Source organism: Bradyrhizobium sp. Kon10 (assembly GCF_055807395.1).
Map to the genome: position 1 here is coordinate 229655 of NZ_JBVVOZ010000006.1, position 25329 is coordinate 254983.

A 25329-nucleotide genomic window follows, 5' to 3' on the forward strand; every position below is an offset into this window, starting at 1 on the left:
CGTGCTGAGCGTTCGCGACCTTACAGTATCAGTAGGATCGGAAACCGCCCCGGTCGACATCGTCGCGGGCGTGTCCTTCGGCTTGGCCAAGGGCGAGATCCTCGGTCTTGTCGGTGAGTCCGGCTGCGGAAAGAGCATGACCTCGCTCGCGGTCATGGGATTGCTGCCGCAACCAGGTCCACGGGTCCGCACCGGGCGGGTGGTGCTGGAGGGCTGCGACGTAACGCAGTTGCAGCCCTGGCAACGTGTCGAGGCGGGCCATGGCCGCATGGCAATGATCTTTCAGGAGCCGATGACCTCGCTCAACCCGGTTCGTCGGATCGGCGATCAGATCGCCGAAGCCGTGCACGTACATGAGCGAATTTCGGGCGCGGCGGCTCTCTCCCGTGCGCGCGAACTGCTCGAACTGGTGCGTATGCCCGACGCCAGGATGCAGTTGTCGGCGTATCCGCATCAGTTGTCGGGAGGTCAACGCCAGCGGGTCATGATCGCGATTGCGCTGGCCTGCAGGCCACAGGTGCTGGTCGCCGATGAACCGACCACAGCGCTGGATGTCACCATACAGGTCCAAATTCTCGGGCTTTTGCGCGAGCTGTGCAATCGCCTCGATATGGCGATATTGTTCATCACCCACGACATGGGAGTCGTTGCGCAACTCGCCGATCGCGTGGCTGTCATGTACGCCGGCCGGATCGTGGAAACCGCAGCGGTCGATGCGCTGTTCGGGAAACCGCGTCACCATTACACCCGCGGACTGATGGACTGCATGCCGTCGCGAAATTCCGGCGCGCGGCGGCTGCCAACCATTTCAGGTCAGCCGCCGGTGCCAGGTACGGTCACTGCTGGCTGCGTGTTTGCCTTGCGCTGCTCGGCAGTGCACGATGCGTGCCGCGTGGCACTCCCGCCTCGCCTGGAGGTCTCCCAAGGGCACGAGGTGCTCTGCGCATTCCCGCTGGCCGGCGGTGAGCTGAGATGAGCAGCGATGTCATCCTCGACGTCCGGGACATGATGGTCTCGTTCCGGGCCAGGCGAGCCGGTCGGAAATACCGGGTGCAGGCAGTGGATGGTGTGTCGCTGTCGCTGGCGGAAGGCGAGGTCCTTGGGATCGTCGGAGAATCGGGCTGCGGCAAGACAACCGTGGGCCGAACCATCGTCGGGCTGGTCCAGCCCGACAGCGGCACCATCAGGTTTAATGAAGCCGAAATGATGGGAGCCAGCGGCTTCAGTCTCCGCGAGATGCGCCTGAAGGTCCGGATGGTTTTCCAGGATCCCAATGCATCGCTCAACCCGCGGCGCGCAATTGGAGATTCGGTGGCAGAGGCGGGCGATATCAGCGGCTTCTTCAAGAGCCGCGCCGAGCGCAGCGCGGCGATAGCTGCCACGTTGACGGCCGTCGGCTTGAATCCGTCTTTCGCCGCTCGCTATCCCTATGAACTGAGTGGCGGACAACGGCAACGGGTCGGAATCGCCCGCGCCATTCTTCCCACGCCGTCCATCATCATCGCCGACGAGCCGGTCTCGGCGCTCGACGTATCCGTGCAGGCCCAGGTGCTCAATCTGATGATGGACCTGCGTGACCAGTTGAGACTGTCGATGCTCTTCATCTCGCACGACCTCGGCGTGATAGGGCAGATCAGCAGCCGCGTTGCTGTGATGTATATGGGCCGGATCGTGGAGCAGGCCGGGACACGGACGGTCCTGGATCATCCGCTCCATCCCTATACGCGGGCGCTGGTGGCAGCAATTCCGAAGCCGGACCCTTCGAAGCGGATTCTAGGCGCGATCGAAATGGGTGAACCGCCAAGCCTGTTCACGCGGCCGCGCGGCTGCGCATATGCGCCCCGCTGTCCAATGGCCAGCGATCGCTGCCTGGTCGATGTTCCAGAACTGCGTTTGGTCGGCCATGGCGATCGAGCAGTCGCATGTCACAATGTGGCGACCTGAGATCAGACACCCCAACGCAGAGCTGCGGTCTGCACCGGGGCATCCCACAGTTTCGTCGACTTGCTATCGAGCACGGATGCGGTGATCGAGACACCGGCCATGTCGAGGGATGTGACGTAGGAGCCGGTCAGGAAACGGACCGCTGTGACGCCCGCACTGTCCAGAATCCGCTTTGCAGCATTGACCATCAGATACAGTTCGATCAGAGGCGTCGCGCCAAACCCGTTGACAAGAAGCAGCACTTCGCTGCCCTTGCCGGGCCCAAGATCCTTCAGGATCGCGTCGAGCAGCTCTGCGGCGATCGCATCGGCGGAAGCCAACGGCACCCTGCGCCGGCCGGGCTCGCCATGAATGCCGACGCCCATTTCCATTTCATTATCGGCCAATGTGAAATTCGGCCGCCCAGCCGCCGGCACGGTGCATGGCAACAGCGCCACACCCATCGAGCGCGTGCGCCGGTTGACATCTTCGCCGAGCGTCCTCAGAGCGGCAAGCGGCATTCCGGTCTCAGCCGCAGCGCCGACGATTTTCTCCACGATCAATGTCCCCGCGACGCCGCGACGACCGGTCGTATAGGTCGATTTCTCCACCGCCACGTCGTCGTTGGTCACAACGCTCGCAACTTCCCGCCCGGCCATTTCGGCAGCCATGCTGAAATTCATCACATCGCCCTCGTAGTTCTTGACGATGAAGAGCACGCCAGCACCCGTGTCGACCGCCTCCGCGGCCTCGACCATCTGGTCCGGCGTCGGCGAGGTGAAGACCTGGCCGGGGCAAGCGGCATCGAGCATACCAAGGCCGACAAAGCCCGCATGCAGCGGCTCATGTCCCGAGCCGCCGCCCGAAATCAGGGCGACCTTGCCCGGCTTCAACGTGCGGCGGCGGACGAATTTGCGCTCGGCGCCCAGAAGCAGGATATCCGCATGAGCTGCCGCGAAACCGTCCAGACTTTCTTCGAGTATCGTATCGGTGCTGTTGATCAGCTTTTTCATGAACGTCCTCCCGTCTGGTCTATTGTTCAAATCAACGGCTCAACCCACGCTTTCGGCATAGCGCGCGAGTTGCGCGGCGAAATCCACGATCAGTTGTTCGAGCGCACGGTTCTTCTTGTCGTCGCCGAGGTCGGGTACGGTCACCGAGACAATGCGGGTGCGCGCCTCGCGGTGCGGTGCGCGCAGCCGGCCGGGATGCGCGCGTCCATAAGCTTTGAGGAATGCCGCGCGCTCAGTGCCGGACAGATGGCAGACTTCGAAGATGATCGCGACATGCTTTGCCGGAATCGGCACCAGATACGCCGGATTGGTGATCTGGGTGACGAAGGAGCGATTCTTGCCCAGCGCCGCCGCCAGCTTCAGCCGCGTTCCCGAGGGCCGATTGTCGAGCACCCGTCGCAGGATGGCCTTGTAATCCGCCACATTGCTGTCACCAGGCGCCCGGGTATCCTCGCCTGCTTCATCCGTCATGAACGTACCTTTGCGATTGCCGCCTTGAGCCGAGCGACCGCAATCGGCGAGACCGAGAGAGTTGTCAACCCGGTGGCGATCAGCGCCGTGGTCAGGCGCGTATCGGCCGCGGCATCACCGCAGAGCGAGACCTCCACGCCGCGTTTTCGTCCGGCCTCGACAGTCCGCGAGATCAGCGCCAGCACCGCCGGATTGCTGGTATCGTTGAGGTCCGCGACGGCACCGATGTCGCGCGCCGCCGCCATCGTGTACTGGGTCAGGTCGTTCGAGCCGATGGAATAGAACGCCGCGCCGAATTCCTCGGCGCGGAGCGCCGCCGCCGGGACCTCGACCATGATGCCGAGCGGCGGTCGGGCGCAGGCGATCCCCTCCGCCCTGAGTGCCGTGAACTCTTCATCCAGCAGGGCATTCGCACGGTCGAGTTCCGAAGGGACCGCGATCATCGGCAGCATCACCTTCAACGTCCCGTGTACGGCCGCACGGCACAGTGCCCGCAGTTGCAGCCGAAACACGTCCGGCCGCGCGAGCGAGAGACGGATGCCGCGGAGGCCGAGGAAGGGATTGCGCTCGTTATCGATGGTCAAGCCTGCGATTGGCTTGTCGCCGCCGGCATCGAGGGTGCGGATCGTGACCGGCATTCCCTCGGCCCAGTCGAGAATGCGCCGATAGACTGCATATTGCGCGTCCTCGTCCGGCAGGCCCCGGGACGCTTCGAACAGAAATTCCGTACGCACGAGGCCGATGCCGTCGCAGATTGCGGGATCGAGGCCAGCGAGGTCCTCGGGCGCAGCGATATTGAGAAGGACCGCGATCGGCCGGCCGTCGGCTGTGCGTGCCGACTCGAGCCGGCCGTCATCGGCTGCGGCTTGCGCGGCATTCGCAACCGCCATGCGCTGTTCGAACACGCGGCGCGTTTCCGGCTCTGGATCGAAGATCACGGTGCCGGCATCGCCGTCGACGAGCGCCAATGCCGGTGACTGTCCGTTCCACGACAGCGGGCCGAGCCCAACCACCATGGGCGCCCCGCGCGCCCGCGCCAACATCGCAACATGCGAGGACGGTGAGCCCGCGGCCAGGGCGATGCCGCCGCCGTGCGACCAGTCAGCCGCAAGAAAAGCGGAAGGCGTGATGTCGTCAGCCGCGACGATCGAGCCATTGGCAATCCTGGCGACCGTGTCCACACCGCTCAGATGCGCGAGCACCCGGTCGCGGATGTCGACGAGATCGGCCGCACGGGCACGGAAATATTCATCTTCAGCAGCGCGATAGCCGGCTATCTCCACGTCGAGTGCCAAGCGCCAGGCGTGGTCGGCAGTGACCCCCTCCGAGATGACCCCATAGGCCGGATCCGCCAGCGCATCATCCTCTAGCATGGCGACCTGGAATTCCAGAATGTCGGCCACGTCGCCCTGGTTCGTCTTGATCTGCTCGGCGATCTCCGCCCTCGCGCCTTCAATCGCCGCCCGCAGCGCCGTCGCCTCCTGCGCAGGATCGTCGCTCGCTGTCCGCCTGGCCACAGCCGTGGTCAGCATGGCGACCGGTCCGATCGCAAGACCCGGCGAGGCAGCACGGCCGATGAGATGGATCTCTGCCACCGCGATCAGGCCTCACCGAAACCGTCATGCACAAGTGCCAGTAGAGCAGCAAGCGCTGCGCTGCCATCGGGCCCGGTCACGCGGAAATGCAGCGTTGCGCCCTGCGGCGCCTTCACGCGCATCACCTTGACCGGGCTCTTGGCATCCGTCCAGGGCCCGTCAGCCGCGAGGGCGAGCTCGATCTTTGCGGTAAAACCCTTGGCGCATTGCGTGAGCTTGACCGACGGTCGCGCATGAAGACCGACTTTGTTGACGAGAACCGCCGAGGCTGTCAGCGGCACCGGCGTTTCGCCCGGCCGGCTGGCGTGAGCATCATGCATAGAATTCCTCCGCGCTACGTTTGACCGCGGCAAGCGGCGAGCCGCCCGAAGACTCGGTTGCCGCGATCACAGCTCCCTCGACCACCGGGGCATTGCAGACGACAACGCGCGCCCGTCGATCTTCAGGCAGCATTTCCACCGCCATCTCGGAATTTGTCTCCGCCCCGCCAAGATCAACCAGCACCGCCACGCCTGCCGGCGACCAGGCCGCCTCGATCGCTTCGAGAATTCCGGCGACATTGGTGCCGAGCCCCCCATCGATGTCGCCGCCTGTCCAGGCGAGCGGCACGGCGCTGCCCACCATCTGGCGCACCATATCCGCCGCGCCTTCCGCGATCTTCGGGGAATGTGAAACGATAACGATCCCGACATTGCCGGAATTTGAACTGCTCATGAACTTGCCTCGAACTCCAGGATCTTGACTGCCGCGCCGATCAAAAGGGACGCCGAACGCGAACCAGGATCCATATGACCGATGGAACGTTCGCCGAGAAAGGACGCACGGCCGCGGATGGCAAGCATGGGTGTGGTGCGATCGGCCGCTTGCGCCGCTTCCGCCGCTATCGCCTTGGCATCGCCGCCCTGCGCCAACACGAGTTGCACCGGCACCAGGACATCCAGCAAGGTTTTCTGCCCCGCCTCCGAGCGCCCGCGTGCTTTGACGGCATCAATCGCCTTCTCCGTCGCCGTGACGAGATCCGCTCGGATCGGCTGCTCCGGAAGCGCCTTGCCAAGCTCCATGAAGAACGTGCCAACCAGCGGCCCGGAAGCGCCGCCGACCTTCATCACCAGCGTCATTCCGATCGCCTTCAGCATTTCCGGCAACGATTTGTCGGCAAGGCCGGGCAGTGTCGCGAGCACGGCCTCGAAGCCACGCTTCATGTTCAGCCCGTGATCACCGTCGCCGATCGCCTGATCGAGGCTCGTTAATTCGTCGGCGTGCTGGATCACGGATTCCGCCAACGCCCGCACCAGCTTTTCCCTGGCAACCTGATCCAGACTCATGCCGCGACCCTCCCGCCGGCCGCATCGAATAACAGCGGCTTGTTGAGTCGGAGCGAAACGATGTCCCCCGGGCCCAACCTCGCCTCGGGGTCGGCCAGCGTCACGACCGGCTGGCCGCCGAGGTCGAGGTGGAGATGGCTCTGGTCGCCGAGATGTTCGACTCGCGTGACGGTCGCCGACACGTCTCCGCCGCTGCGGGCGATCGTCAGGTGCTCGGTACGCGCGCCGATGGTCTTGGCGCCGGGCGAAATGCCGGCAAATAGTGCCGCCGGCAGCAGGTTGATCATCGGCTGGCCAAGCCGCGCGGCGACATGGGCGTTGACCGGGTTCTCGTAAATCTCGCGCGGCGTACCGATCTGCATCAGCCGGCCGGCCTCGATCACGCCGATGCGCGAAGCCATGGTCATCGCCTCCGTCTGATCATGGGTGACATAGAGGATGGTGGCGCCGAGGTCGGTCTGGATGCGCTTGAGTTCGAGGCGCATTTCGCCGCGCAGCTTGGCATCCAGCGAGGAGAGCGGCTCGTCCATCAGATAGATCGAGGGCGAGCGCACCAAGGCCCGGCCGATCGCGACACGCTGCATCTGCCCGCCCGACAATTGCGTCGCCTTGTTCTGCAGCTTTGTTTCGATGTGGAGAAGACGGGCGACCTCCTGCACTTTTGCGCGAATCTCGGCTTCGGGGACGCGGCGGATCGGCGCACGTAACGCAAAAGCCATGTTCTCGAACACGCTGAGATGCGGATACAAGGAATATTGCTGGAAGACGAAGGCGACGTCGCGATCGGCCGGCGCATCGCCGGTCACATCGCGTCCGCCGATGCGGATCGAACCGCTGTCGGGTGTCTCCAACCCGGCGACAAGACGCAGCGCAGTCGTCTTGCCGGCGCCCGTGGGTCCGAGCAACGCAACGAATTCGCCGTCTCCCACGGTAAGAGACAGGTCGACGACCGCCTGCGTGTGGCCGAACGACTTGGAGACCGCCTTGATCTCGACTTCAGCCATGCGCATATCCTTCATGCAGCGCGGTGCGGATGGCCCGACCCGACGCCTTGTCGAAGATCGAGAGAGTGTCGGGCCGGAAGTCGAGCCCGACACTCTCTCCGGTCCGAAAGCGCATGCTGCTGGGCGAACGGGCCTTGAGTGCGCCGTAGTGCGTCGTCACGGTCACGATCTGGGTCGTGCCGAGATATTCCGACCCATAAACCTCGCCCCGTACCATGCCGCGATCGGTGAACCGAACATGCTCCGGCCGGACCCCGAGGACGAGATCGCTTTCCGCCAGCTCCTCGCGTGCCGCGGGAATTGCGACTTCGCGCTCGCCGAGCCAGACCGCCTGCGCGCCGACTTGCAGTCGACCGTGGAACGGCAGGAAATTCATAGGTGGTGAACCGATGAAGTCTGCGACGAAGAGCGAAGCAGGCCGGTCGTAGATGTCGCGGGGGCTCGCGACCTGCTCGACGACGCCGTTGTTCATCACCGCGATCATGTCGGCCATCGCCATGGCCTCGAGCTGGTCGTGCGTGACATACACCGTAGTCGCGCCGAGCCGGTCATGCAGCCCGCGCAATTCATGGATCATCGCCTCCCGCATTTCGGTGTCGAGCGCGCCCAGCGGCTCGTCCATCAGGAAGCATTTTGGTTTGCGGACGATGGCTCGCCCAAGTGCGACGCGCTGCCGGTCGCCGCCCGCGAGGCCCGACACCGACCGGTCGAGGAGATGGGAAATCCGCAGGATTCGCGCAGCCTCCACTACCCGCCGGTCGCGCTCCGCCGCTCCGATTCGCTCGCATTTCAGCGGAAAGCCGATATTGCGTCGGACGTTCATGTGCGGATAGAGCGCAAACAGCTGGAACACGAAGGCGATATCGCGCGCCGAGGCGCGATTCATTGTAACGTCCTCGCCGTCGAGCCTGATGGTGCCGGCCGTCGGCAATTCCAGCCCTGCGATCATGCGCAGTGTTGTGGTCTTGCCGCAGCCGGAAGGCCCGAGCAGGCAGAGGAACTGGCCGTCTTCCACCGTGAAGCTGGCGGCCTTGACCGCATGGAACGTCCCGAAGGATTTGTCGAGCGCCTCGACCCTGATCTGTGCCATCGCGCCTTACTCCCTGACCTTCGAGACGATGGTGAACATCACCGTCCCGAACAGCGTGGTCGCGAACGACCACGAATAGAGGGTGAGGAAAAATGGCTGCATCAGCATGACGACGCCCGCGGCGATGATCGTCGTCGCAATGGCCTCCAGCGGACCGCGTCGCAGAATCCTGTCAGCGAAGCCGCGTCGGAGCGTGGATGTGTTCGCATCGAGACTCATTTGCGCACGGCTCCAAAGGTGATGCCGCGCAGGAGATGCTTGCGCAAAAGCACCGTGAACACGACGATCGGCACCAGGAAGAAAGTCGTACCGGCCGCGACTGCTGGCCAGTCCTGACCGCCCTCGCCGATGATGATCGGTATGAACGGCGGCGCCGTCTGCGCGTTCCCGGAGGTCAGTAGCACCGCAAAGGCGTATTCGTTCCACGCAAAAATCAGGCAGAAGATGGCCGTCGCCGCGATTCCTGTCGTCGCCTGCGGCAGCACGACTTTCACGAATGCCTGGAAACGGGTGTAGCCGTCGATCATCGCCGCCTCCTCGTACTCCCGCGGGATTTCGTCGATGAAACCCTTGAGAAGCCAGACGGCGAGCGAAACGTTGACCGATGTGTAGAGCAGGATCATCCCAAGCCGGGTGTCCGAGAGCCCGACAGTGCGGTACATCAGGTAGATCGGGATCGCGACCGCGATCGGCGGCATCATCCTCGTCGACAGAATGAAAAAGAGCAGGTCGTCCTTCAGCGGCACGCGGAACCGCGAGAACCCATAAGCCGACAATGTGCCGAGCGTGACGGCGAGCATCGTCGAACCGAACGCGATGATCAGCGAATTGACGAAACGCGGCACATAGTTCGACGGACCGGCCACAACCATGTTGCGGCTACGCGCAATGCGATCGCAAAGCCCCTGCGGCGGACCCAGCGTCTGGATGAATTCCGGCGTCTGGCGCGAGCGGGTCGTGAATAGATTGCAGTAGCCTTCGAGCGACGGCTTGAACAGTATCTTCGGAGGATAGGAGATCGCATCGTCTGGCGACTTGAACGAGGTGAGCACAATCCATAGCAGCGGAATCATCGTGATGATGGCATAGAGTATGACGAACAGGCCGGCGAAGCGGCGTACCTCGGCCGACGGTTCGACGACTGAATGGGCTGTATTTGCGGCACTCATCGGTTTTTCACCCGGTTCAACGCCTTGACGTAGATGTTGGCGAGGCCGAACACCGTCACGAACAGAATGATTGCGAAGGCCGAGGAATAGCCGGTTCGCCAACTTTCAAACGCTGCCCGCTTCAGCGTGATGGAAGCGACTTCCGTGGTCGAGCCCGGCCCGCCCCCGGTCAGAAGGTTGACCATGTCGAACATCTTGAAGTTCTCGATGCCACGAAAGAGCACCGCGAGCATGATGAACGGCAGCGCCATCGGCAGCGTGATCGACCAGAACTGCCGCCAATTCGACGCGCGGTCGACCTCCGCCGCCTCATAGATGTAATCCGGAATCGAGCGCAGTCCCGCCAGGCAAATCAGCATCACGTAGGGCGTCCACATCCAGGCGTCGACGATGACGATGGCCCAGGGACTGAGTGTCACGTCGCCCAGCATCTGGAACGACGAAGCGTCGCGCCCCGTGAAGAAAGCGACCACGTAATTGAACAATCCGATCTGCGGCTGATAAAGGAAGGTCCAGAAATTGCCGACGACCGCCGGCGAAAGCATCATCGGCAGCAGAATGATCGTGGTCCACATGCCATGGCCACGGAATTTCTTGTCGATGAGGAGGGCAAGACCAAATCCGAGCACGGTCTCGATGAGCACGGTCCAGATCACGAAATGCGCCGTTACCTGCATCGCTGCCCAGATATCCGGATCAGTCAGGATCGACTGGTACCAGTCGGTGCCCAGCCATATCGTCGGCGCGTTCGCCCGGTTGGCGCGGTAGTTGGTGAACGAGAGATAGATCGTCCACACCAGCGGGAAGATATTGATCGCCAGCAGGAGCACGATCGTCGGCGTGATGAAGAGCCAAGCGAGCGCCTGGTCCGACAGGCCCCGGATCCGACGCGCCAAGGCTGGCCGGACCGGGACGGCCCCGTAGGTGATCTGCGATGAGGCACTCAAATCGTTCATGGCTTTGGTCAATCCTCGCGCCGGGAGCGTCAGCTGACCACAGCTGCCCATAATCCCGAAGAGAGCCTGGAGCGCGCTCGCGTGCGCTCCAGGCGGTTGCCTTAGAACTTCTTGCCTTCTTCCTTGAAGATGGCCTTCCAGTCCTTCACCAGACCGTCGAGCGCTTCCTGCGCAGTGCCCTTGTCCGCCACGACGTAGTCATGCACGCGCTTCTGTTCGGCTTGCAGGAGTTGCGCATACGATGGCTCGGCCCAGAAGTCGACGACCATTCCCATCGACTTCAGAAACTCCCCGGCGAACGGCGCGCTCTTCGGGAAGCTCGGATCGTTCAACACGGACTTGGCGCAGGAATAACCGCCCAGCGCCCACCACTTCTTCTGCACATCGCCGCCGGAGAACCATTTGATGTATTGCAGCGCTTCGCCCTGGTTCTTCGAATAGGAAACGACCGAGATACCCTGTCCGCCGAGCTGCGTCGCCTGCCCCGCGGGGCCGGCCGGATTGCTGAAGAAACCGATCTTGTCGCCACCAACGTTCGGGTCCTTGTAGAGGCCCGGGAAGAAGGCGAAGAAGTTCATCTGCAGCGCGACCTGGCCGGACTTGAACGCATCGAGGCCTTCGGACATGTAGGAGTTGGAGGCGCCAGGGGGCGTGCAGCACTTGTAGAGCTCCTTGTAGGCCTCAAGCCCCTTCACGGCCCCGGGCGAATTGACGAACCCGTCCATCGAATATGGCTTCTTCGGATCCTGATATTTGAAGCCATAGTCATAGAGATAGTTTGACACTCCCATGGTGATGCCTTCCGAGCCCCGCTCAGTATAGATCGAAGCACCATAGACCTTCTTGCCGTCAATCTCGCGGCCCTGGAAGAACTTCGAGATGTCGCGCAGTTCGTCAAGCGTCTTCGGCACGGCGAGGTCGCGGCCGAATTTGGCCTTGAAATCCGCCTGGATCTCTGGCCGCGCGAACCAGTCCTTGCGATAGGTCCAGCCCACCGCGTCACCCATGGCGGGCAGCGCCCAGTAGTTTGGCGTATTCTTCGGCCACTCCGAATAGCCGACCACGGTGGCCGGCATGTAGTCGTCCATGCTGATCCCTTCCTTCTTGAAGAAATCGTTGAGCTTGACGTACTGGCCGTTCTCGGCGGCGCCGCCGATCCACTGCGAATCGCCGATGATGAGATCGCACAGCGAGCCGTGCGAATTGAGCTCGTTCAGGAAACGATCGGCATAATTGGTCCACGGCACGAATTCGAACTTCATACCGATGCCGGTCTTGGCGGTGAAGTCCTTCGACAGTTCGACCAGCGCGTTCGCCGGGTCCCACGCGGCCCAGCAGAGCGTGATAGTCTTGGCCTGCGCGTGCGCAGGTGTCGTCCCCACTCCCGCACCGAGCGCGGATGCGAGAACTCCGAAACTAGTAAGAAGCGCCTTTACTGTCTGTCTCATAACGCTTTCCCTCCCAGTGGGGCCGGCCATCGACATGGCGCGACTCTCCAACCCGCTCGAATGCTTCGAGCAGAGCGATACAGTCCTTCACGGGCTGAACGACTAAACGGACGTTTCCTCGTGCCTGCCTGGATTCTTAAGGATCAGCCAAGCTCGATTTGTTTAGTGAACCACGAGTTACTAAACATTGCAAGCAGGCTGTTCCGGACGGAGTTTGAGCTTCCGCTGGGCGGGGCGTGACAGCCAATGAGGTCGTTCACTGCCGTGGTGCAGTGCTCGGCAAGTTAATCACGGCGTTCGATGTCTGTTGCTTTTGATCGAAGAAGCGGGGGCCTTTGGCTTGCGTCTGAGCCGCCGGTGCTTTGATCCCGATGCCGGCAACCGCTCAAGCAGCAGAAATCTGGATTCCGCCCAGGCAGAGGTATTTGATCTCGAGATAGTCCTCGATGCCGTATTTCGAGCCCTCACGGCCGTTGCCGCTCTCCTTGACCCCGCCGAACGGTGCAACCTCGGTCGAGATCAGGCCTTCATTGATGCCGACGATACCGTATTCAAGCGCCTCGGCAACGCGCCAGACCCGCCCGATATCGCGGCCGTAGAAATAGGCGGCCAAGCCGAATTCGGTATCGTTCGCAAGCCGGATCGCCTCCTCTTCAGTCTTGAAGCGGAATACCGGCGCGACCGGGCCGAAAGTTTCCTCGCGGAAGATCAACATGTCCGGCGCGGCATCCGCCAACACCGTCGGCTCGAAGAACGTACGCCCAACCGCATGGCGCTTGCCACCGAGCACGACGCGGGCGCCCTTGGAAACGGCGTCGGAAACATGCTCTTCCACTTTCTCGATGGCGCGCATGTCGATCAGCGGGCCAATCGTCACGCCTGGCTCGAACCCGTCACCGATCTTGAACGCACCAACCGCCTCAGCCAGACGCGAGACGAACATGTCGTAGATCTTGTCCTGCGCAAGAATACGATCGACGCAAACACAGGTTTGGCCGGCATTGCGGTATTTCGACGCTATCGCGCCCTTGACTGCGGCATCGATGTCCGCATCGTCGAAGACGATGAAGGGCGCATTGCCGCCGAGCTCCATGGACGTGCGCTTCACGGTCGACGCGCTTTGTACCATCAGCTTCTTGCCGATTTCGGTCGAACCCGTGAACGTCACCTTGCGCACAATCGGATTGGAGGTCATTTCTCCGCCGATCGCCGACGCCGAACCCGTGACGACGGACAACACGCCCTTGGGGACGCCCGCCCGTTCGGCCAGCACCGCAAGCGCCAGCGCCGATAGCGGTGTCTGGCTGGCCGGCTTGACGACCATGGTGCAACCCGCCGCCAGCGCCGGGCCGGCCTTGCGCGTGATCATCGCGGCCGGAAAATTCCACGGCGTGATTGCGGCACAAACGCCGATCGGCTGCTTCAGGACGATGATGCGGCGGTCGGCGGTGAAGCCCGGAATTGTATCGCCATAAACGCGCTTTGCTTCTTCGCCGAACCACTCGATGAAGCTTGCGGCATAGGCGATCTCGCCCTTCGCTTCAGCAAGCGGCTTGCCCTGCTCTACTGTCATGATGGCGCCGAGATCGTCCTGGTTCGTCATCATCAGATCGAACCAGCGTCGCAGGATCACGGCGCGCTCTTTCGCGGTCCGGGCACGCCACGCCGGCAGCGCCGCATTGGCAAACTCGATGGCGCGCCTGGTCTCGGCCGCCCCCATATTGGGGACATGCCCGATCACGGCGCCGGTCGCGGGATTATCGACCGCAATGGTGCCGCCGCTATCGGCGGCTACCCACTCGCCCGCGACCAGGCAAGCGCTACGCAAAAGGGTCGGATCTTTGAGCGTGAGTTTCGAAATCATCGTGAGTACCGCTACGTTGGGGTTGATACCGTTATGATGTAGGTCGGCATGAAGCGCTCAACGTCAACTGAGCTCCTTGCCGCTCAGAAATTGCGTCAAGACCTCGATCTGGTCGTCAGCGATCAGGGCCGGCGCATGGCCGCAGTCCGCGACGGTGTGGACGCGGACATTGCGATTGCGCCGCATCATGTCCTTGAGGAGGCTTTCCGAGAGCAAATCCGATTGTTGCCCACGGATTACCAGAATGGGGACGTCGATCGCGTCCCAGTATTTCCAGAGATCGACGCTGTAGTGCCAGGGGTTTCGAAACGCATGAGCGATATTTGGGTCGCACAGCGGCTTGAAGCAGCGCCCCTCCACGTTCCAGGCCACGCTATGCGTCGTCAGATGCCGCCAGTGCGCATCCTCCAATCGCCCGAAAGGCGCCAGAACCCGCCGGTAGTAGCCTTCGGCCTGTTCGATCGACTCAAAGGATTTTGGCGCCTCGTTGAGATTGGCACCGAGACGAAGCAATCCGGCCCAGGGCAGATACGGGCCGATATCGTTGACGACGACGCGGCGGATCGGACTGCCCGGAAGGGCGGCCAGCACCATCCCGATCAGGCCCCCCAATGACGTGCCGACCCAGTCGACCTCCGTTGAACCGAGCGCCGCCAGCAGCACGGTCATGTCGCTGCAATATTGCGGCAAGGCATAGTCGCTGCTGTCGTGCAGCCGCTCGCTTTGTCCCCGGCCCGGCAAATCCGGGCAAATGACACGCCGCCCTGCGCGGGCGAGAACTGCGGCGAGATGATCGAAGTCCCGGCCGTTTCTGGTCAATCCATGGACACAGAGCACCGGCCGCACTGCGGACGCTGCCCCCCAATCCGTGAATGCGATGCGATGGAAGCTGCGCCGGGTCAGCCCCCGCACCGATCCCGTGCGGTCCGGCGCCACCTGCCGCCCTTCAGGCCACGCTGCGGATAGCTTTGAGGCTCCATGCAATTCAGGGGATTTCAACTCCATCGGGTCATTCGACAAATCGGTGGGCCTCGGACGACGTTTCGAAGATATGCGGAGCAACGTCACGGCGAGACAGGGCGTCGCCTAGCTTCAGGCGCATGAATGCGCTGGTGGTATAGCGCGAGGCATGATCGTAGCAGGTCCGTTCGATTTCGGCGGCCATCGAAAACCACTTGTCCGCCATGTGTGAGGCGATATCGGATGAATCGTAGTTGATCACGGCGGAAAACCGGCGTCCGACCCGATGAAAGACTTCGAGGATGGCGGCACGGATCGCCTCGACATCGGCGTCGTTATGGACCCGATAACCGTCGAGCCCGAGAAATAGCGTGTTGCGATCGGCATCGTACGACAGCCGCTCCGCCAGCGGCCGATTCAGCAGCCTGTCGTCGAGCTGCATCAGCGCTTCGCCGAACAGCGAAACGTCCATGGATTTCGGCGCACGGATGATGGGTCGAAAGCCCATGAGCGCGAGAATGTCGCGCTCGATATCGACACCCGGCGCGATTTCGATCAGTTCGAGACCTTCAGGGGTAAGCCTGAACACGCATCGCTCGGTCACATAGAGAACCGGCTGCCTGTTGGTTGCGGCCAGCTTGCCCGAGAATGTGATCTGATCGACCTTGTCGATGAATTTCGATGATTTGCCTTCGCTGAGAATCTTGAGCTCGCCATCCACGACCGATGTCTTGAGGCCGCCGGTAGTGAAGGTGCCAGCGAAGATCAGGCGGCGCGCATTCTGCGAGATGTTGATGAAGCCGCCGGCGCCGGCGAGGCGGCCATTGAACAGGCTGACGTTGACGTCGCCATGGCCATTGACCTGGGCCATGCCAAGACAAGCCAGATCGAGCCCCCCGCCGTCGTAGAAGTCGAACATCTGGTTCTGGTCGATGATCGATTCTGCATTGATCGAAGCACCGAAATCGAGGCCTCCTTGCGGAATGCCACCGATGATGCCGGGCTCGGCCGTCAGCGTCACAAAGTCGAACAGCTTTTCCTCGGCGGCAACCGACGCGACCCCTTCGGGCATGCCGATGCCGAGATTGACCACGCCGCCCATCGGCAATTCCAGCGCGCAGCGGCGCGCAATGATCTTGCGGTTATCCAGCGCCATCGGAACGTTGCGATCGGCCGGCGCACGCAATTCGCCCGAGAATGCTCCGTTGTAACCGGTGGCATAGGTCTGGACATGGTTTTCGGGCTGGGCAACGACGACGCAATCGATCAGCACGCTCGGAATTTTGACGTGACGCGGATTGAGCGAACCGGAGGCGGCGATGCGCTCCACCTGGGCGATGACGAATCCCTTGCAGTTCTTGGCAGCCGTGGCCAGCGCCAGATTGTCGAGGGTCAAAGCCTCTTTTTCCATCGAGATGTTGCCGTTGTGATCGGCGGTGGTCCCTCTGATGATCGCAACGTTGATCGGAAATGCCTTGTAGAACAGCCATTGTTCGCCATCGATTTCGATCAACCGCACCAGCTCTTCGGTGGTGCGCGCGTTCAGCTTTCCGCCACCATTGGCCGGATCGACGAAGGTGCCGAGCCCGACCTTGGAGAGAAGCCCGGCCTTGCGCCCCGCAATTTCGCGAAACAGATGCGATACGCATCCGAGCGGCAAATTGTAGGCCTCGACATGATTATCGACCGCCATCCGGGCGAGCTTCGGCACCAGGCCGAAATGTCCGCCGACCAGGCGCTTGATCAGGCCGGGATGCGCCAGGCGGTTAAGGCCGCGATCGGCGCCGTCCCCCGGCGCCGCCGCGAACACCAGCGAAAGGTCCCGCGGCTCTCCGGTCTGGACGAAGCGTCGCTCCAGCGCCTTGATGATTTCATCGGGCGTTCCAACGCCGACGAAGCCGGAGGAGGCGACGGTGTCGCCGGAACGGATGATAGCAACCGCCTCGGCGGCGTCGACGATCTTGTTGCGCATCAGGATTCACTTCCGGAATTGGCGTCGCGGGCGACCAGCCAGTCGGCAATACTCTGGCTGAGCTTGCCCTGCGATTTGCTCGAGACGAACAGGCCGACATGGCCGCCGGGCAGCGGGATTTCGGTGTAGTCCGTGCTGCCGATCTTGGCTCCGAGCGCACGCGAGCAGTCCGGCGGAATGATATGGTCGTCCAGCGCAAAAACATTCAGCACGGGGGCTGTGATCGACTTCAGATCGACCCGACGGCCGGACAGCTCAAAGCTGCCATCGACCAGGCGGTTCTCCTGGTAGAGATCCTTTAGCCACTGCTTCGCCGCTTCGCCGGGATGATGCGGACGGTCCGCGAGCCATTTCTCCATGCGCAGGAAGTTCATGAACTTGGCCTCGTCATCCACGACGTCGATGAGATCGACATTGTATTTCGTCAGTGAGCGCATCGGCGTCATCATCGAGAACACCGAGCTCATGAACTCGCCGGGCAGCACGCCATAGGTATCGACCAATCTGTCGATGTCTTCCGGATCGAGACTGCGGGTCCAGATATTGAGGAAGCCGTGATGGGCGGCCTCGTCCTTGACGTCGGCGTGGAAGTCGATCGGGGTGATGGTGATGACGAGATTTTTCACCTTCTCCGGATGCAGAGCGGCGTAACACGTCGTGAAGACGCCGCCTTCGCAGATGCCGAGCAGCGTGATCTTGTCATGGCCGGTCTCCTGCGCGATGCGGTCGACTGCGGCATCGATGTAGTCATCGACGTAGTCATCAATGGTCAACCATCGCTCGGTTCGGCCCGGCTGACCCCAGTCGATCAGCCAGAGATCGAGCCCTTTGGAGAGCAGGCTGCGCACCAGCGACCGATCGGGCTGTAGGTCGGCCATGGTGTATCGCCCGATCAGGCCGTAGGCCAAAAGGACGGGCGTCTTCGCGGTCGCCTTCCCCATCGGTTCGTAGTGGAACAGCTCGACCTTGTCGCGGCGCATGACGAGATGCTTCGGGGTCGTGCCGATGGCGACGTCTTCATCCCGCGTATTGGCGATCAGCTGTGTCGCCTTGAACATTTTCTCGGTGTTGGCCGCCATCTCGCGGGCGAAGCGCGACGCCTGATTCTCCTGATCGCTCATCGTGCGCCTTCGCTCTTCTGGTCGCGCATCTGGCGCGTGAGCGTACGGACTTCACGGCGCAGTTCCGTCAACTGCCGCGTCACGTCGTCGAAATCCTTGCGGGTCGGCAGGCCCAACATGGCCGAGGCCGCTTCGGCGACGTCATCCTGCCGGCGCCGCAATTCCAATCCAGCCTGCAACAGCTCCTTCTGGGCTTGTAAAAAGCCGTCGGTGCGCTGATTGCGGATCAGTTCCTCGTTCGAGATTTCGCTCCATTTGGCGAACGCCTCGCGCCAATCCGGATGCGGGAAGCCACCGGTACTGTTCGCGGACATCGTCTCGACGAACCGCTTCGACGCTTCGGGCCACGGCGCGGCAGCGACCGCATTGTAGCTCGCAAGCCGCTGGCGCATCTCGATCCAGGCGCCAAAGGCCAGCGCCATTTTCCGGTCGATGTCCCAGACGTCGGCAAGCCGCGGCCCCTGTGCCATGCGCTCGATGGCCGCCGACAATTCGTTAGCGTCGCCAAAACCGCCCGGCTTTTCCGACAGACGCGCCAGCATGAACGGTGCCATTGACCCCGACCACGCCTCGACCATGCGGTTCGAGGATTCGGCCATCGTCTGCCACAGCTTTGCCCATTCAAGGCCGGGGTCGGAGTTAGCGACAGCCGATTTCTCCTTTTCACTCATGATGCTCACTCTTGTCCCTGCTCAGGCCGCGGCGCGGTTGCCGAACGCTTCGGTGTAAATCGCCAGCGCATCGTCAAAGCTTAATTCCCGCGGATTGTTGACGAGAAGCCGCGTCTGCTTCATCGCGTCCTCCGCAAGCTTCTTCAGGTCGCCCCTCGCGATGCCGACATCGGCCAGTGAGGCCGGCACGTTGCAATCCCGGCAGATCGCCGCAATTGCATCGACGAACAGCCGTGCCCGCTGGCTGACAGTCATTCCTTCCGACTTGGGATCGACGATCGGCGCCAGTTCGGCATAGAGCCCTTCGGCCTCCGGCAAATTGAACCGCAACACCTGGGTCAGCACCAAGGCGTTCGACAGGCCATGCGGCACGTGGAACAGCGCGCCGATCGGATAAGCCAGCGCATGAACGGCGGCGACCGGCGAATTGGCGAAGGCCATGCCGGCCAGCATCGAACCCAGCAGCATTTGCGACCGCGCCTCCAGGTTGGATCCGTCGGCGCAGACCGTGCGGACATTCGCCGACAGCAGGGCGAGAGCCTGCCGCGCCAACTGGTCCGACATCGGATTCTTCCGGTGCTTGCTGGTATAGGCTTCGATCGCATGGACCATGGCGTCGATGCCGGTCGCGGCGGTGACATGCGCCGGCAGGCCGAGCGTCAGCTCCGGATCGAGGATGGCCCAGTCGGGGAGCAGGCGGGGCGCAACGACGCCCTTTTTTTCGGTCGTCGGCGTGGTGACGATCGCAATCGGGGTCACCTCGGAGCCGGTCCCGGCCGTTGTCGGCACCAGCAGCAGCGGCAGGCGTTCGCCCCTGGCGAGGCCGACACCGTAGATATCGTCGAGCCGGTCGGGTGTCTTGGCCAGATAGGCCACCAGCTTCGCGGTATCGAGCGCGCTGCCACCGCCGATCGAGGCAACCAGTTCGATTCCCTTGTCACGGCAAAGCGCGACCGCCCGCTCGATGATATGCGACGGCGGATCCGCCTCCACGTCTTCGAATATTGTCAGTTCACAACCGCCAGCTAGCAGCCCCGCCTCGGCGTTTTTCGTCAGCCCTGCATTGCGGACGCCCTTGTCGGTCACCAGCAGGACACGCTTTGCCGCGTATCCCGCGACCAGCTCCGCCAGCTTTTTCGATGCGCCTGCCTCGAACAGAATGTTCGGCGGCGCCTGGAAGGTAAAAGCTTTCATCTGACATCACTCCTGATCTGATCGGGCGTTAACGCCGCAAGCGCCGCGGTGAGTTGTTCGGTCACGGCATCGATCGGCTGCAAACCGTCGACGACATTGAGCAGTCCCTGCGACCGGTAGTATTCGGTGACGGGTGCGGTTTGCTCGCGATAAACGTGGAGCCGGGTCTTGAACACTTCCGGATTATCGTCGCGGCGCACCGGCTCGCCTTTGTTGACCGCCTCCTCGGCGCGGCCCTTGATGCGGTCGAGCAGCGCATCTTCGTCGACCTCGAGCTCGAGCACCGCATCGAGCTTGATGCCCCTGGTGGCGAGTTCCTGATCGAGCGCTTCGGCCTGCGCGACCGTGCGCGGAAAACCGTCAAGGATAAAGCCGCTTGCCGCGTCGGAATGGTCAATACGGTTGGCGATCACCGACACCACGACGTCGTCGGGCACGAGTTCGCCGCGATCCATGATGTGCTTGACGCGCAATCCCGCCGCCGTGCCTTCCGCGACCGCTTCGCGCAGCATGTCACCGGTCGATAATTGCGGGATCGCAAAGCGGTCGACAATTCGCGTCGCTTGCGTGCCTTTCCCGGCGCCCGGCGGCCCCAACAGAACCAGTCTCATGCCTCATTCCCCATCCGACATCTCAGTTATGTGCCCGCACGATCGCCTCAACGATCAGCCGGCGCGCTTCCGCGCTGTCACCCCAGCCGATTACCTTGACCCACTCCCCCCGGCTCTAGATCCTTGTAGTGCTCGAAGAAGTGCTGGATCTGCTCGATCGTGATTTGCGGCATGTCGGCGATCCCGCTGACATGGGCGTAGCGCATCGTTAGTTTCGGCATCGGCACGGCGATGATCTTCTCATCACCGCCGCCCTCGTCATGACTGGCCCTATTTATTCAGGTCAACGGTCGACGGCTGGCTCATTGTGCTTGCAAGCTCGCGAAGTTGCGCGTTCATTTTTTCCATCTGTTCCTTGAGATGGCTTTGATAAACCGCGCCCATTTCCTGCGGGTCCTTTGCATGCAACAGCCGTTGCGCAAGCTCGAAGCCCGCCACCACATTTTCCTCCGCGAACGCGACGGCCCGTTCGTTCATCTCCTTCGCCGCCGAATAGGTCGAGCGAACGCTGGAATCGGCCTTTTCTCTCAATTTCTGAGATTCGGTCATGTACTTCGACACGGCCTCTTTCGCCTTGTCGAGCGTGGTCTGCGCCATTTCCCGCATCTTCTCGGCTTGCTCGTTGATCTGCTCACTCATTTGCACTCTCCATCGCCGGCGTTTGCGACCACGCCAATTCTGTTCAGCCAATCAGTTGACCCTTGCCGATGTCTCACGCGGTCGGGTCGACGACCTGTTTCAGCTTCTCGCGAAGTTCATCCACGAGCACGCGTGTATTTTCGCTGTAATCGATCGGCACCACGACGAGGTGCACGCCGCCGCCCTTGAACGCGTTTTCGAGCGTCGGGATCAATGACTCCGTGCTTTCGACGCGCGAGCCTTTCGCGCCGTAACTCTCCGCATATCTGACGAAATCCGGATTGCCGAACGTCAGGCCAAAGTCGGGAAAACTGTCGACAGCCTGCTTCCAACGGATCATGCCATAAGCCGAATCCTCCAGGATCAGCACGACAAGATTCAGTTTGAGGCGAACCGCGGTTTCCATTTCCTGCGAATTCATCATGAAGCCGCCGTCACCGCAGACCGCGAGCACACGGCGTTCCGGATGCAGCATCGCCGCCATCATGGCGGATGGCAGCCCGGCGCCCATTGTCGCGAGCGCGTTGTCCAACAGCAGCGTGTTCGCCACATAGGTTCGGTAGTTGCGGGCGAACCAGATCTTGTACATCCCGTTATCCAGCGCGACGACGCCGTCTTCGGGAATGACCTTTCGCACATCGTGCACGATGCGTTGCGGCGTAGGCGGCCAGCGCTCCTCGGTCGCCCGATCGGTTATCCGGGCCAGGATGCCTTCGCGAAGACTTAACAGCGCGCCGGCATTGTGCAGGCGCCCCTCGATGCGATCGGCCAGCAGCTCCAGGCTCGGCCCGACATCGCCGACCACTTCGCACTGCGGAAAGTAGACCCGCTCTACGTTGGCTGGCGTGTAGCTGACGTGGATGACCTGAGGACCCTTCGGGCCCATGATGAATGGCGGCTTTTCGATGGTGTCGTGACCGATGGCGATGATCAGATCGGCCCGGTCGACTGCCTCGTGAACGTAGTCGCGCTCGCTCAGCGCAGCCGTCCCCATGTAGAGATTGCTGCCGCCCGGCACCGTTCCCTTACCCATTTGTGTGGTGAAGAACGGGATTTTCGTGCGGCGGACGAAGCCGCCGATGCCAGCCGTGCTGCGCGGCCGGGACGCGGCAGCTCCGAGCATGATCAAAGGCCGCGTGGCCTTGAGAATCATGTCGGCGGCGCGATCCAGCGAGGCGCGATGGGCGACCGGAATTTCGATCGGATGCCGCAGCACCATCGCGACGTCTTCGGCTTCCTCGCCAGCGATATCCTCCGGCAGTTCCAGGAGAACCGGGCCCGGGCGCTCTTCCATGGCGATCCGGAAGGCATCACGAACGATCGTCGGAATGCTGCTTGTGCTGACGATCTGGAGCGACAGCTTGGTCAAGGGCTTGAAAGCACTCACCACGTCGACGATCTGGAACTTGGCCTGCCGGCTGCTCATGATGCCCTTCTGGCCCGTGAGCATGATCATGGGCATGGCGCCGAGCAGGGCGTAGGCGGCGCCGGTCGTCAGGTTCAATGCGCCCGGGCCGAGCGTGGTGATGCACACGCCGGGCTTGCCAGTCAGCCGACCGTATGTCGCGGCCATAAAGGCCGCACCCTGCTCGTGGCGTGTCAGGATCAGCTTGATCGACGAGTTGCGCAGGCTTTCCACGACATCGAGGTTCTCCTCGCCGGGAACGCCGAAAATTCGGTCAACGCCCTCGTTCTCGAGTGCGGCAACCAATAGATCTGATCCCTTCGGCATGTTGTTCTCCTGATCTTGCAGTTCAACGTAACGAGGTGGCACCAATCGTTTCCGTCCTGCGGACGGCTCTCGCGGTCGTCGTTATCCTAACCGACGGATGATGCTTTGGGTGAAATCGGTGGTGGATGCTTTACCGCCGAGATCGGGGGTGCGAACTCCGTCCTTCCGCAAGACCTGATCGATAGCCGTTCTGAGACGGTTCGCGAGATCAGGCTGGTCGACGTGCTCCAGCATCAGCCCGACCGCCAACAGCAAAGCCAGTGGATTAGCGATGCCCTTGCCGGCGATATCAGGCGCCGAACCGTGCACGGCTTCAAATATCGCGGCGTCCGGGCCGATGTTGGCGCCGGGTGCCATGCCAAGGCCGCCCACGAGCCCGGCGAGCTGATCGGACAGGATGTCGCCGAACAGGTTGGTGGTGACGATGACGTCGAACTGCCAGGGATTCATGACGAGCTGCATGGCCGTGGCATCGACGATGCGATCGTCCATCTTCACCCTGCCCTCGTATGTCTTTGCAACCTCGTGACCGACCTCGAGAAAGATGCCGGTCAGTGCCTTCAGCACGTTGGCCTTGTGCACGACGGTCACCTTCTTGCGTCCGTTCTTGAGCGCGTAGTCGAATGCGAATTCGATGATCTTGCGCGATCCTTCGCGCGTGTTGACCCCGGTCGAAATCGCGACCGCGTGCGGATCGTCCCCGATCGGGATGTAGTGTTCGAAAGCCACATAGAGCCCGCCGAGGTTCTCTCGCACCAGCACGATATCGATGTCGTCGAATCGTCCCCCGGGCACCATGCTTCGAACCGGCCGCACGTTGGCGTAAAGGCCGAACTCCTCGCGCAGACGAACATTGATCGAACGGAATCCTCCCCCGACCGGAGTCGTTAGCGGGCCTTTCAGAGCGAGCCGCGTCCGCCGGATGCTGTCCAGCGTCGCCTGCGGCAGCGGATCACGGCTTTCCTCGATCGCGGCCAGGCCACCCTGCCGGATGTCCCAGTCGAACGGGGAGCCGAGCGCGTCGAGAATGTCGACGGCCGATTTCACGATCTCGGGTCCGATACCATCGCCTGGAATCAGCGTGGCGGGAAGCCTCTGCAGTGGTTTGGCTGTGGTCATCGCAATTCCCCCTTGAGTGAAGCGCCGTTTTCAGCCGGCGTCTATCGAAGCGTTGGCCCGGCGTTCAATGGACCGGCTCCTGAACCGCCGCGACGCCTTGCTGCGGATTTCGGCTGAGCACCAGCACCATGATGCACCCCGCGCCGGACAGCGCGGCAAGCGGCAGCAGCCCCAATGAGTAGCTGCCGGTCGCGTCCTTGATCACGCCCAGAAGATAGCTCCCCAGAAATCCGCCGATATTTCCGATCGCGTTGACCTGCGCGATCGCGGCGGCGGCAACACCAGCCGACATCCATTCCGTCGCAAGCGCCCAGAACGGCCCCTTGACGATGTAGGTGGCCGTGACTGAGACACACAGCAACAGGACGACCGGAAGCAGCGCGCTGGTGAATGGAGCCACCGAAAGGCTGACCGCCAACAGCAGCAGCGGAATCGCGGTGTGCCAGGTTCGCTCGCGCGTGCGATCCGAATTGCGGCCCCAGAGCACCATCAGCACCGATGCGATTCCGAACGGGATGGAATTGACCAATCCGGTTTCCATGTTGCTCAGGCCAAATGACTTGATGATCTGCGGCTGCCACAACGACAGAACCTGGCTCGAACCCGACGCGCCAGCGTAGATCAGCGAGGCGGCAAGCACGTATTTGTTGGATATGACCTGCCCAAGCGACAGATGCCCCGCCGCTTTTTTCGGCGCAGAGGTGTCCTTGGCCAACCGACTGGCCAGCCAGTCCCGCTGCGCATCGGTAAGCCATCGCGCATGGGCAGGACCGTTGGGCAACACGAAGAACGAGGCAATGCCGAGAAATATCGCAGGTACCGCCTCCAGCACGAACATCCACTGCCAGCCGTGATAGCCGAGATACCCCTCAAGCTGCAGCAACGAGGCGGAGATCGGGGAGCCGAGGAAACTTGAAATCGGAATGGCAACCATGAAGATTGCGACGATCCGGCCGCGGTATTCGGCTGGGAACCAATAGGTCAGGTACAGAATGACGCCGGGAAAGAAGCCGGCCTCGGCCGCGCCCAGCAACATCCTCACGAGATAGAACGAGTTGGGCCCGACCACCAGCGCCATGCTTGCTGCGACGATGCCCCACGTAATCATGATCCGCGCGATCCAGAGCCGGGCTCCCACCTTCTCCATCGCCAGATTGCTCGGCACCTCGCAAAGGACATAGGTGATGTAGAACAGCCCTCCACCAAGCCCGAACGCGGCCGAGGACAGCCCGATATCCTGGTTCATCTGCAGCGCGGCGAAACCGGCGTTGACGCGATCGACGAACGCAATGAAGTAACAGAGCATCAGGAAGGGAATGATGCGGAACGTCACCTTCCGCATCGTTTCCTTTTCCATCTGCGATGGCAGTGTGGCAATTGAAGTCATAGCGCGCTCCGATCGCTTGGCAGTGAGGCCGCGAGTTGGCGCAGGACGTATTGGAGAATTCCGCC

At 62.3% G+C, this 25329-nt stretch carries 25 protein-coding genes and 1 pseudogene; 2 read left to right on the forward strand and 24 right to left on the reverse strand.

All coding sequences use genetic code 11. The annotated features are described in order from the left end of the window. The first annotated feature begins 1 nt into the window (after position 1). Together AC0L2O_RS12045 and AC0L2O_RS12050 are read left to right on the forward strand one after the other, a co-directional pair. Positions 2–976 carry an ABC transporter ATP-binding protein gene (locus tag AC0L2O_RS12045; protein WP_473369864.1) on the forward strand — a complete coding sequence of 325 codons (975 nt, stop codon included), beginning with the start codon at positions 2–4 and terminating at the stop codon, positions 974–976. Continuing rightward, entirely contained in the window at positions 973–1944 is a 972-nt protein-coding gene (locus AC0L2O_RS12050) for an ABC transporter ATP-binding protein (protein WP_473369865.1), read from the forward strand. Before AC0L2O_RS12045 ends, AC0L2O_RS12050 begins: the two co-directional genes overlap by 4 nt. Before the next feature lie 2 nt (positions 1945–1946). Here the strand turns inward: AC0L2O_RS12050 and dhaK are convergent, their stop codons facing one another. From dhaK to AC0L2O_RS12170, 24 genes and pseudogenes are all read right to left on the reverse strand, one after another. Next, on the reverse strand, positions 1947–2936 hold the full coding sequence (dhaK, locus tag AC0L2O_RS12055) for a dihydroxyacetone kinase subunit DhaK (protein WP_369722197.1): 990 nt from the start codon (positions 2934–2936) through the stop codon (positions 1947–1949). A gap of 39 nt (positions 2937–2975) precedes the next feature. Then, positions 2976–3407, reverse strand: a complete 432-nt coding sequence (locus AC0L2O_RS12060; protein WP_007592625.1) for a hypothetical protein — start codon at positions 3405–3407, stop codon at positions 2976–2978. Then, positions 3404–5002 (reverse strand): phosphoenolpyruvate--protein phosphotransferase, encoded by a 1599-nt coding sequence (ptsP, locus tag AC0L2O_RS12065; protein WP_369722195.1) that lies wholly within the window; start codon positions 5000–5002, stop codon positions 3404–3406. Before ptsP ends, AC0L2O_RS12060 begins: the two co-directional genes overlap by 4 nt. A gap of 5 nt (positions 5003–5007) precedes the next feature. After that, positions 5008–5322: an HPr family phosphocarrier protein gene (locus tag AC0L2O_RS12070; protein WP_369722194.1), complete on the reverse strand. Its 315-nt coding sequence runs from the start codon at positions 5320–5322 to the stop codon at positions 5008–5010. Continuing rightward, on the reverse strand, positions 5315–5716 hold the full coding sequence (dhaM, locus tag AC0L2O_RS12075) for a dihydroxyacetone kinase phosphoryl donor subunit DhaM (protein ID WP_409192681.1): 402 nt from the start codon (positions 5714–5716) through the stop codon (positions 5315–5317). The genes AC0L2O_RS12070 and dhaM overlap by 8 nt, the downstream gene beginning before the upstream one ends. Beyond that, on the reverse strand, positions 5713–6327 hold the full coding sequence (gene dhaL / locus AC0L2O_RS12080) for a dihydroxyacetone kinase subunit DhaL (protein WP_369722192.1): 615 nt from the start codon (positions 6325–6327) through the stop codon (positions 5713–5715). Before dhaL ends, dhaM begins: the two co-directional genes overlap by 4 nt. Next, the gene (locus tag AC0L2O_RS12085) at positions 6324–7331 is read right to left on the reverse strand and encodes an ABC transporter ATP-binding protein (protein ID WP_369722190.1); all 1008 of its coding nucleotides are present in this window, start codon (positions 7329–7331) and stop codon (positions 6324–6326) included. The genes dhaL and AC0L2O_RS12085 overlap by 4 nt, the downstream gene beginning before the upstream one ends. After that, entirely contained in the window at positions 7324–8421 is a 1098-nt protein-coding gene (locus AC0L2O_RS12090) for an ABC transporter ATP-binding protein (RefSeq protein ID WP_473369866.1), read from the reverse strand. Before AC0L2O_RS12090 ends, AC0L2O_RS12085 begins: the two co-directional genes overlap by 8 nt. Before the next feature lie 6 nt (positions 8422–8427). Beyond that, positions 8428–8640, reverse strand: coding sequence for a hypothetical protein (locus tag AC0L2O_RS12095; RefSeq protein WP_409192680.1), 213 nt, complete (start codon positions 8638–8640; stop codon positions 8428–8430). Continuing rightward, positions 8637–9590 (reverse strand): carbohydrate ABC transporter permease, encoded by a 954-nt coding sequence (locus AC0L2O_RS12100; protein ID WP_369722186.1) that lies wholly within the window; start codon positions 9588–9590, stop codon positions 8637–8639. The genes AC0L2O_RS12095 and AC0L2O_RS12100 overlap by 4 nt, the downstream gene beginning before the upstream one ends. Further along, complete coding sequence (locus AC0L2O_RS12105) at positions 9587–10546, reverse strand: carbohydrate ABC transporter permease (protein ID WP_369722185.1); 960 nt, start codon at positions 10544–10546, stop codon at positions 9587–9589. The genes AC0L2O_RS12100 and AC0L2O_RS12105 overlap by 4 nt, the downstream gene beginning before the upstream one ends. Positions 10547–10647: 101 nt before the next feature. Further along, positions 10648–11994 (reverse strand): ABC transporter substrate-binding protein, encoded by a 1347-nt coding sequence (locus AC0L2O_RS12110; RefSeq protein WP_369722184.1) that lies wholly within the window; start codon positions 11992–11994, stop codon positions 10648–10650. Between the two features lie 385 nt (positions 11995–12379). Next, entirely contained in the window at positions 12380–13858 is a 1479-nt protein-coding gene (gene gabD / locus AC0L2O_RS12115) for an NADP-dependent succinate-semialdehyde dehydrogenase (RefSeq protein ID WP_473369867.1), read from the reverse strand. Positions 13859–13921: 63 nt separating this feature from the next. Beyond that, positions 13922–14863, reverse strand: a complete 942-nt coding sequence (locus AC0L2O_RS12120; RefSeq protein WP_473369868.1) for an alpha/beta fold hydrolase — start codon at positions 14861–14863, stop codon at positions 13922–13924. Between the two features lie 4 nt (positions 14864–14867). Beyond that, positions 14868–16790 (reverse strand): acyl CoA:acetate/3-ketoacid CoA transferase, encoded by a 1923-nt coding sequence (locus tag AC0L2O_RS12125; protein ID WP_473369869.1) that lies wholly within the window; start codon positions 16788–16790, stop codon positions 14868–14870. Then, positions 16790–17911, reverse strand: coding sequence for a class III poly(R)-hydroxyalkanoic acid synthase subunit PhaC (phaC, locus tag AC0L2O_RS12130; protein WP_473369870.1), 1122 nt, complete (start codon positions 17909–17911; stop codon positions 16790–16792). The genes AC0L2O_RS12125 and phaC overlap by 1 nt, the downstream gene beginning before the upstream one ends. Next, positions 17908–18582, reverse strand: coding sequence for a poly(R)-hydroxyalkanoic acid synthase subunit PhaE (locus tag AC0L2O_RS12135; protein ID WP_473369871.1), 675 nt, complete (start codon positions 18580–18582; stop codon positions 17908–17910). The genes phaC and AC0L2O_RS12135 overlap by 4 nt, the downstream gene beginning before the upstream one ends. A 21-nt stretch (positions 18583–18603) precedes the next feature. Continuing rightward, a complete protein-coding gene (locus AC0L2O_RS12140) occupies positions 18604–19776 on the reverse strand; it encodes an iron-containing alcohol dehydrogenase (protein ID WP_473369872.1) in 1173 nt (390 codons plus the stop codon). Continuing rightward, positions 19773–20387 (reverse strand): adenylate kinase, encoded by a 615-nt coding sequence (locus AC0L2O_RS12145; protein WP_473369873.1) that lies wholly within the window; start codon positions 20385–20387, stop codon positions 19773–19775. The genes AC0L2O_RS12140 and AC0L2O_RS12145 overlap by 4 nt, the downstream gene beginning before the upstream one ends. A 22-nt stretch (positions 20388–20409) precedes the next feature. Then, positions 20410–20647 (reverse strand): annotated as a pseudogene (locus tag AC0L2O_RS12150) (inorganic diphosphatase); the annotation flags it as partial. Positions 20648–20657: 10 nt separating this feature from the next. Then, the gene (locus tag AC0L2O_RS12155) at positions 20658–21026 is read right to left on the reverse strand and encodes a phasin family protein (protein ID WP_409192672.1); all 369 of its coding nucleotides are present in this window, start codon (positions 21024–21026) and stop codon (positions 20658–20660) included. Between the two features lie 73 nt (positions 21027–21099). After that, positions 21100–22758 carry an acetolactate synthase large subunit gene (locus AC0L2O_RS12160; protein WP_473369874.1) on the reverse strand — a complete coding sequence of 553 codons (1659 nt, stop codon included), beginning with the start codon at positions 22756–22758 and terminating at the stop codon, positions 21100–21102. An 81-nt stretch (positions 22759–22839) separates the two neighbouring features. Beyond that, on the reverse strand, positions 22840–23877 hold the full coding sequence (locus AC0L2O_RS12165) for an isocitrate/isopropylmalate dehydrogenase family protein (protein ID WP_409192670.1): 1038 nt from the start codon (positions 23875–23877) through the stop codon (positions 22840–22842). A gap of 64 nt (positions 23878–23941) precedes the next feature. Next, on the reverse strand, positions 23942–25264 hold the full coding sequence (locus AC0L2O_RS12170) for an MFS transporter (RefSeq protein WP_473369875.1): 1323 nt from the start codon (positions 25262–25264) through the stop codon (positions 23942–23944). Positions 25265–25329 lie beyond the last annotated feature (65 nt).

What these genes read in the sequence shown, in the direction of transcription:
- dhaK (WP_369722197.1), bottom strand. Translation starts at nt 2,936, where the DNA reads ATGAAAAAGCTGATCAACAGCACCGATACGATACTCGAAGAAAGTCTG.
- AC0L2O_RS12165 (WP_409192670.1), bottom strand. Translation starts at nt 23,877, where the DNA reads ATGACCACAGCCAAACCACTGCAGAGGCTTCCCGCCACGCTGATTCCA.
- AC0L2O_RS12110 (WP_369722184.1), bottom strand. Translation starts at nt 11,994, where the DNA reads ATGAGACAGACAGTAAAGGCGCTTCTTACTAGTTTCGGAGTTCTCGCA.
- AC0L2O_RS12090 (WP_473369866.1), bottom strand. Translation starts at nt 8,421, where the DNA reads ATGGCACAGATCAGGGTCGAGGCGCTCGACAAATCCTTCGGGACGTTC.
- AC0L2O_RS12170 (WP_473369875.1), bottom strand. Translation starts at nt 25,264, where the DNA reads ATGACTTCAATTGCCACACTGCCATCGCAGATGGAAAAGGAAACGATG.
- AC0L2O_RS12155 (WP_409192672.1), bottom strand. Translation starts at nt 21,026, where the DNA reads ATGAGTGAGCAGATCAACGAGCAAGCCGAGAAGATGCGGGAAATGGCG.
- AC0L2O_RS12135 (WP_473369871.1), bottom strand. Translation starts at nt 18,582, where the DNA reads ATGAGTGAAAAGGAGAAATCGGCTGTCGCTAACTCCGACCCCGGCCTT.
- AC0L2O_RS12125 (WP_473369869.1), bottom strand. Translation starts at nt 16,790, where the DNA reads ATGCGCAACAAGATCGTCGACGCCGCCGAGGCGGTTGCTATCATCCGT.
- AC0L2O_RS12095 (WP_409192680.1), bottom strand. Translation starts at nt 8,640, where the DNA reads ATGAGTCTCGATGCGAACACATCCACGCTCCGACGCGGCTTCGCTGAC.
- AC0L2O_RS12085 (WP_369722190.1), bottom strand. Translation starts at nt 7,331, where the DNA reads ATGGCTGAAGTCGAGATCAAGGCGGTCTCCAAGTCGTTCGGCCACACG.
- gabD (WP_473369867.1), bottom strand. Translation starts at nt 13,858, where the DNA reads ATGATTTCGAAACTCACGCTCAAAGATCCGACCCTTTTGCGTAGCGCT.
- AC0L2O_RS12100 (WP_369722186.1), bottom strand. Translation starts at nt 9,590, where the DNA reads ATGAGTGCCGCAAATACAGCCCATTCAGTCGTCGAACCGTCGGCCGAG.
- AC0L2O_RS12140 (WP_473369872.1), bottom strand. Translation starts at nt 19,776, where the DNA reads ATGAAAGCTTTTACCTTCCAGGCGCCGCCGAACATTCTGTTCGAGGCA.
- phaC (WP_473369870.1), bottom strand. Translation starts at nt 17,911, where the DNA reads ATGAGCGATCAGGAGAATCAGGCGTCGCGCTTCGCCCGCGAGATGGCG.
- AC0L2O_RS12070 (WP_369722194.1), bottom strand. Translation starts at nt 5,322, where the DNA reads ATGCATGATGCTCACGCCAGCCGGCCGGGCGAAACGCCGGTGCCGCTG.
- AC0L2O_RS12160 (WP_473369874.1), bottom strand. Translation starts at nt 22,758, where the DNA reads ATGCCGAAGGGATCAGATCTATTGGTTGCCGCACTCGAGAACGAGGGC.
- AC0L2O_RS12060 (WP_007592625.1), bottom strand. Translation starts at nt 3,407, where the DNA reads ATGACGGATGAAGCAGGCGAGGATACCCGGGCGCCTGGTGACAGCAAT.
- AC0L2O_RS12120 (WP_473369868.1), bottom strand. Translation starts at nt 14,863, where the DNA reads ATGGAGTTGAAATCCCCTGAATTGCATGGAGCCTCAAAGCTATCCGCA.
- dhaL (WP_369722192.1), bottom strand. Translation starts at nt 6,327, where the DNA reads ATGAGTCTGGATCAGGTTGCCAGGGAAAAGCTGGTGCGGGCGTTGGCG.
- dhaM (WP_409192681.1), bottom strand. Translation starts at nt 5,716, where the DNA reads ATGAGCAGTTCAAATTCCGGCAATGTCGGGATCGTTATCGTTTCACAT.
- AC0L2O_RS12105 (WP_369722185.1), bottom strand. Translation starts at nt 10,546, where the DNA reads ATGAACGATTTGAGTGCCTCATCGCAGATCACCTACGGGGCCGTCCCG.
- AC0L2O_RS12050 (WP_473369865.1), top strand. Translation starts at nt 973, where the DNA reads ATGAGCAGCGATGTCATCCTCGACGTCCGGGACATGATGGTCTCGTTC.
- AC0L2O_RS12145 (WP_473369873.1), bottom strand. Translation starts at nt 20,387, where the DNA reads ATGAGACTGGTTCTGTTGGGGCCGCCGGGCGCCGGGAAAGGCACGCAA.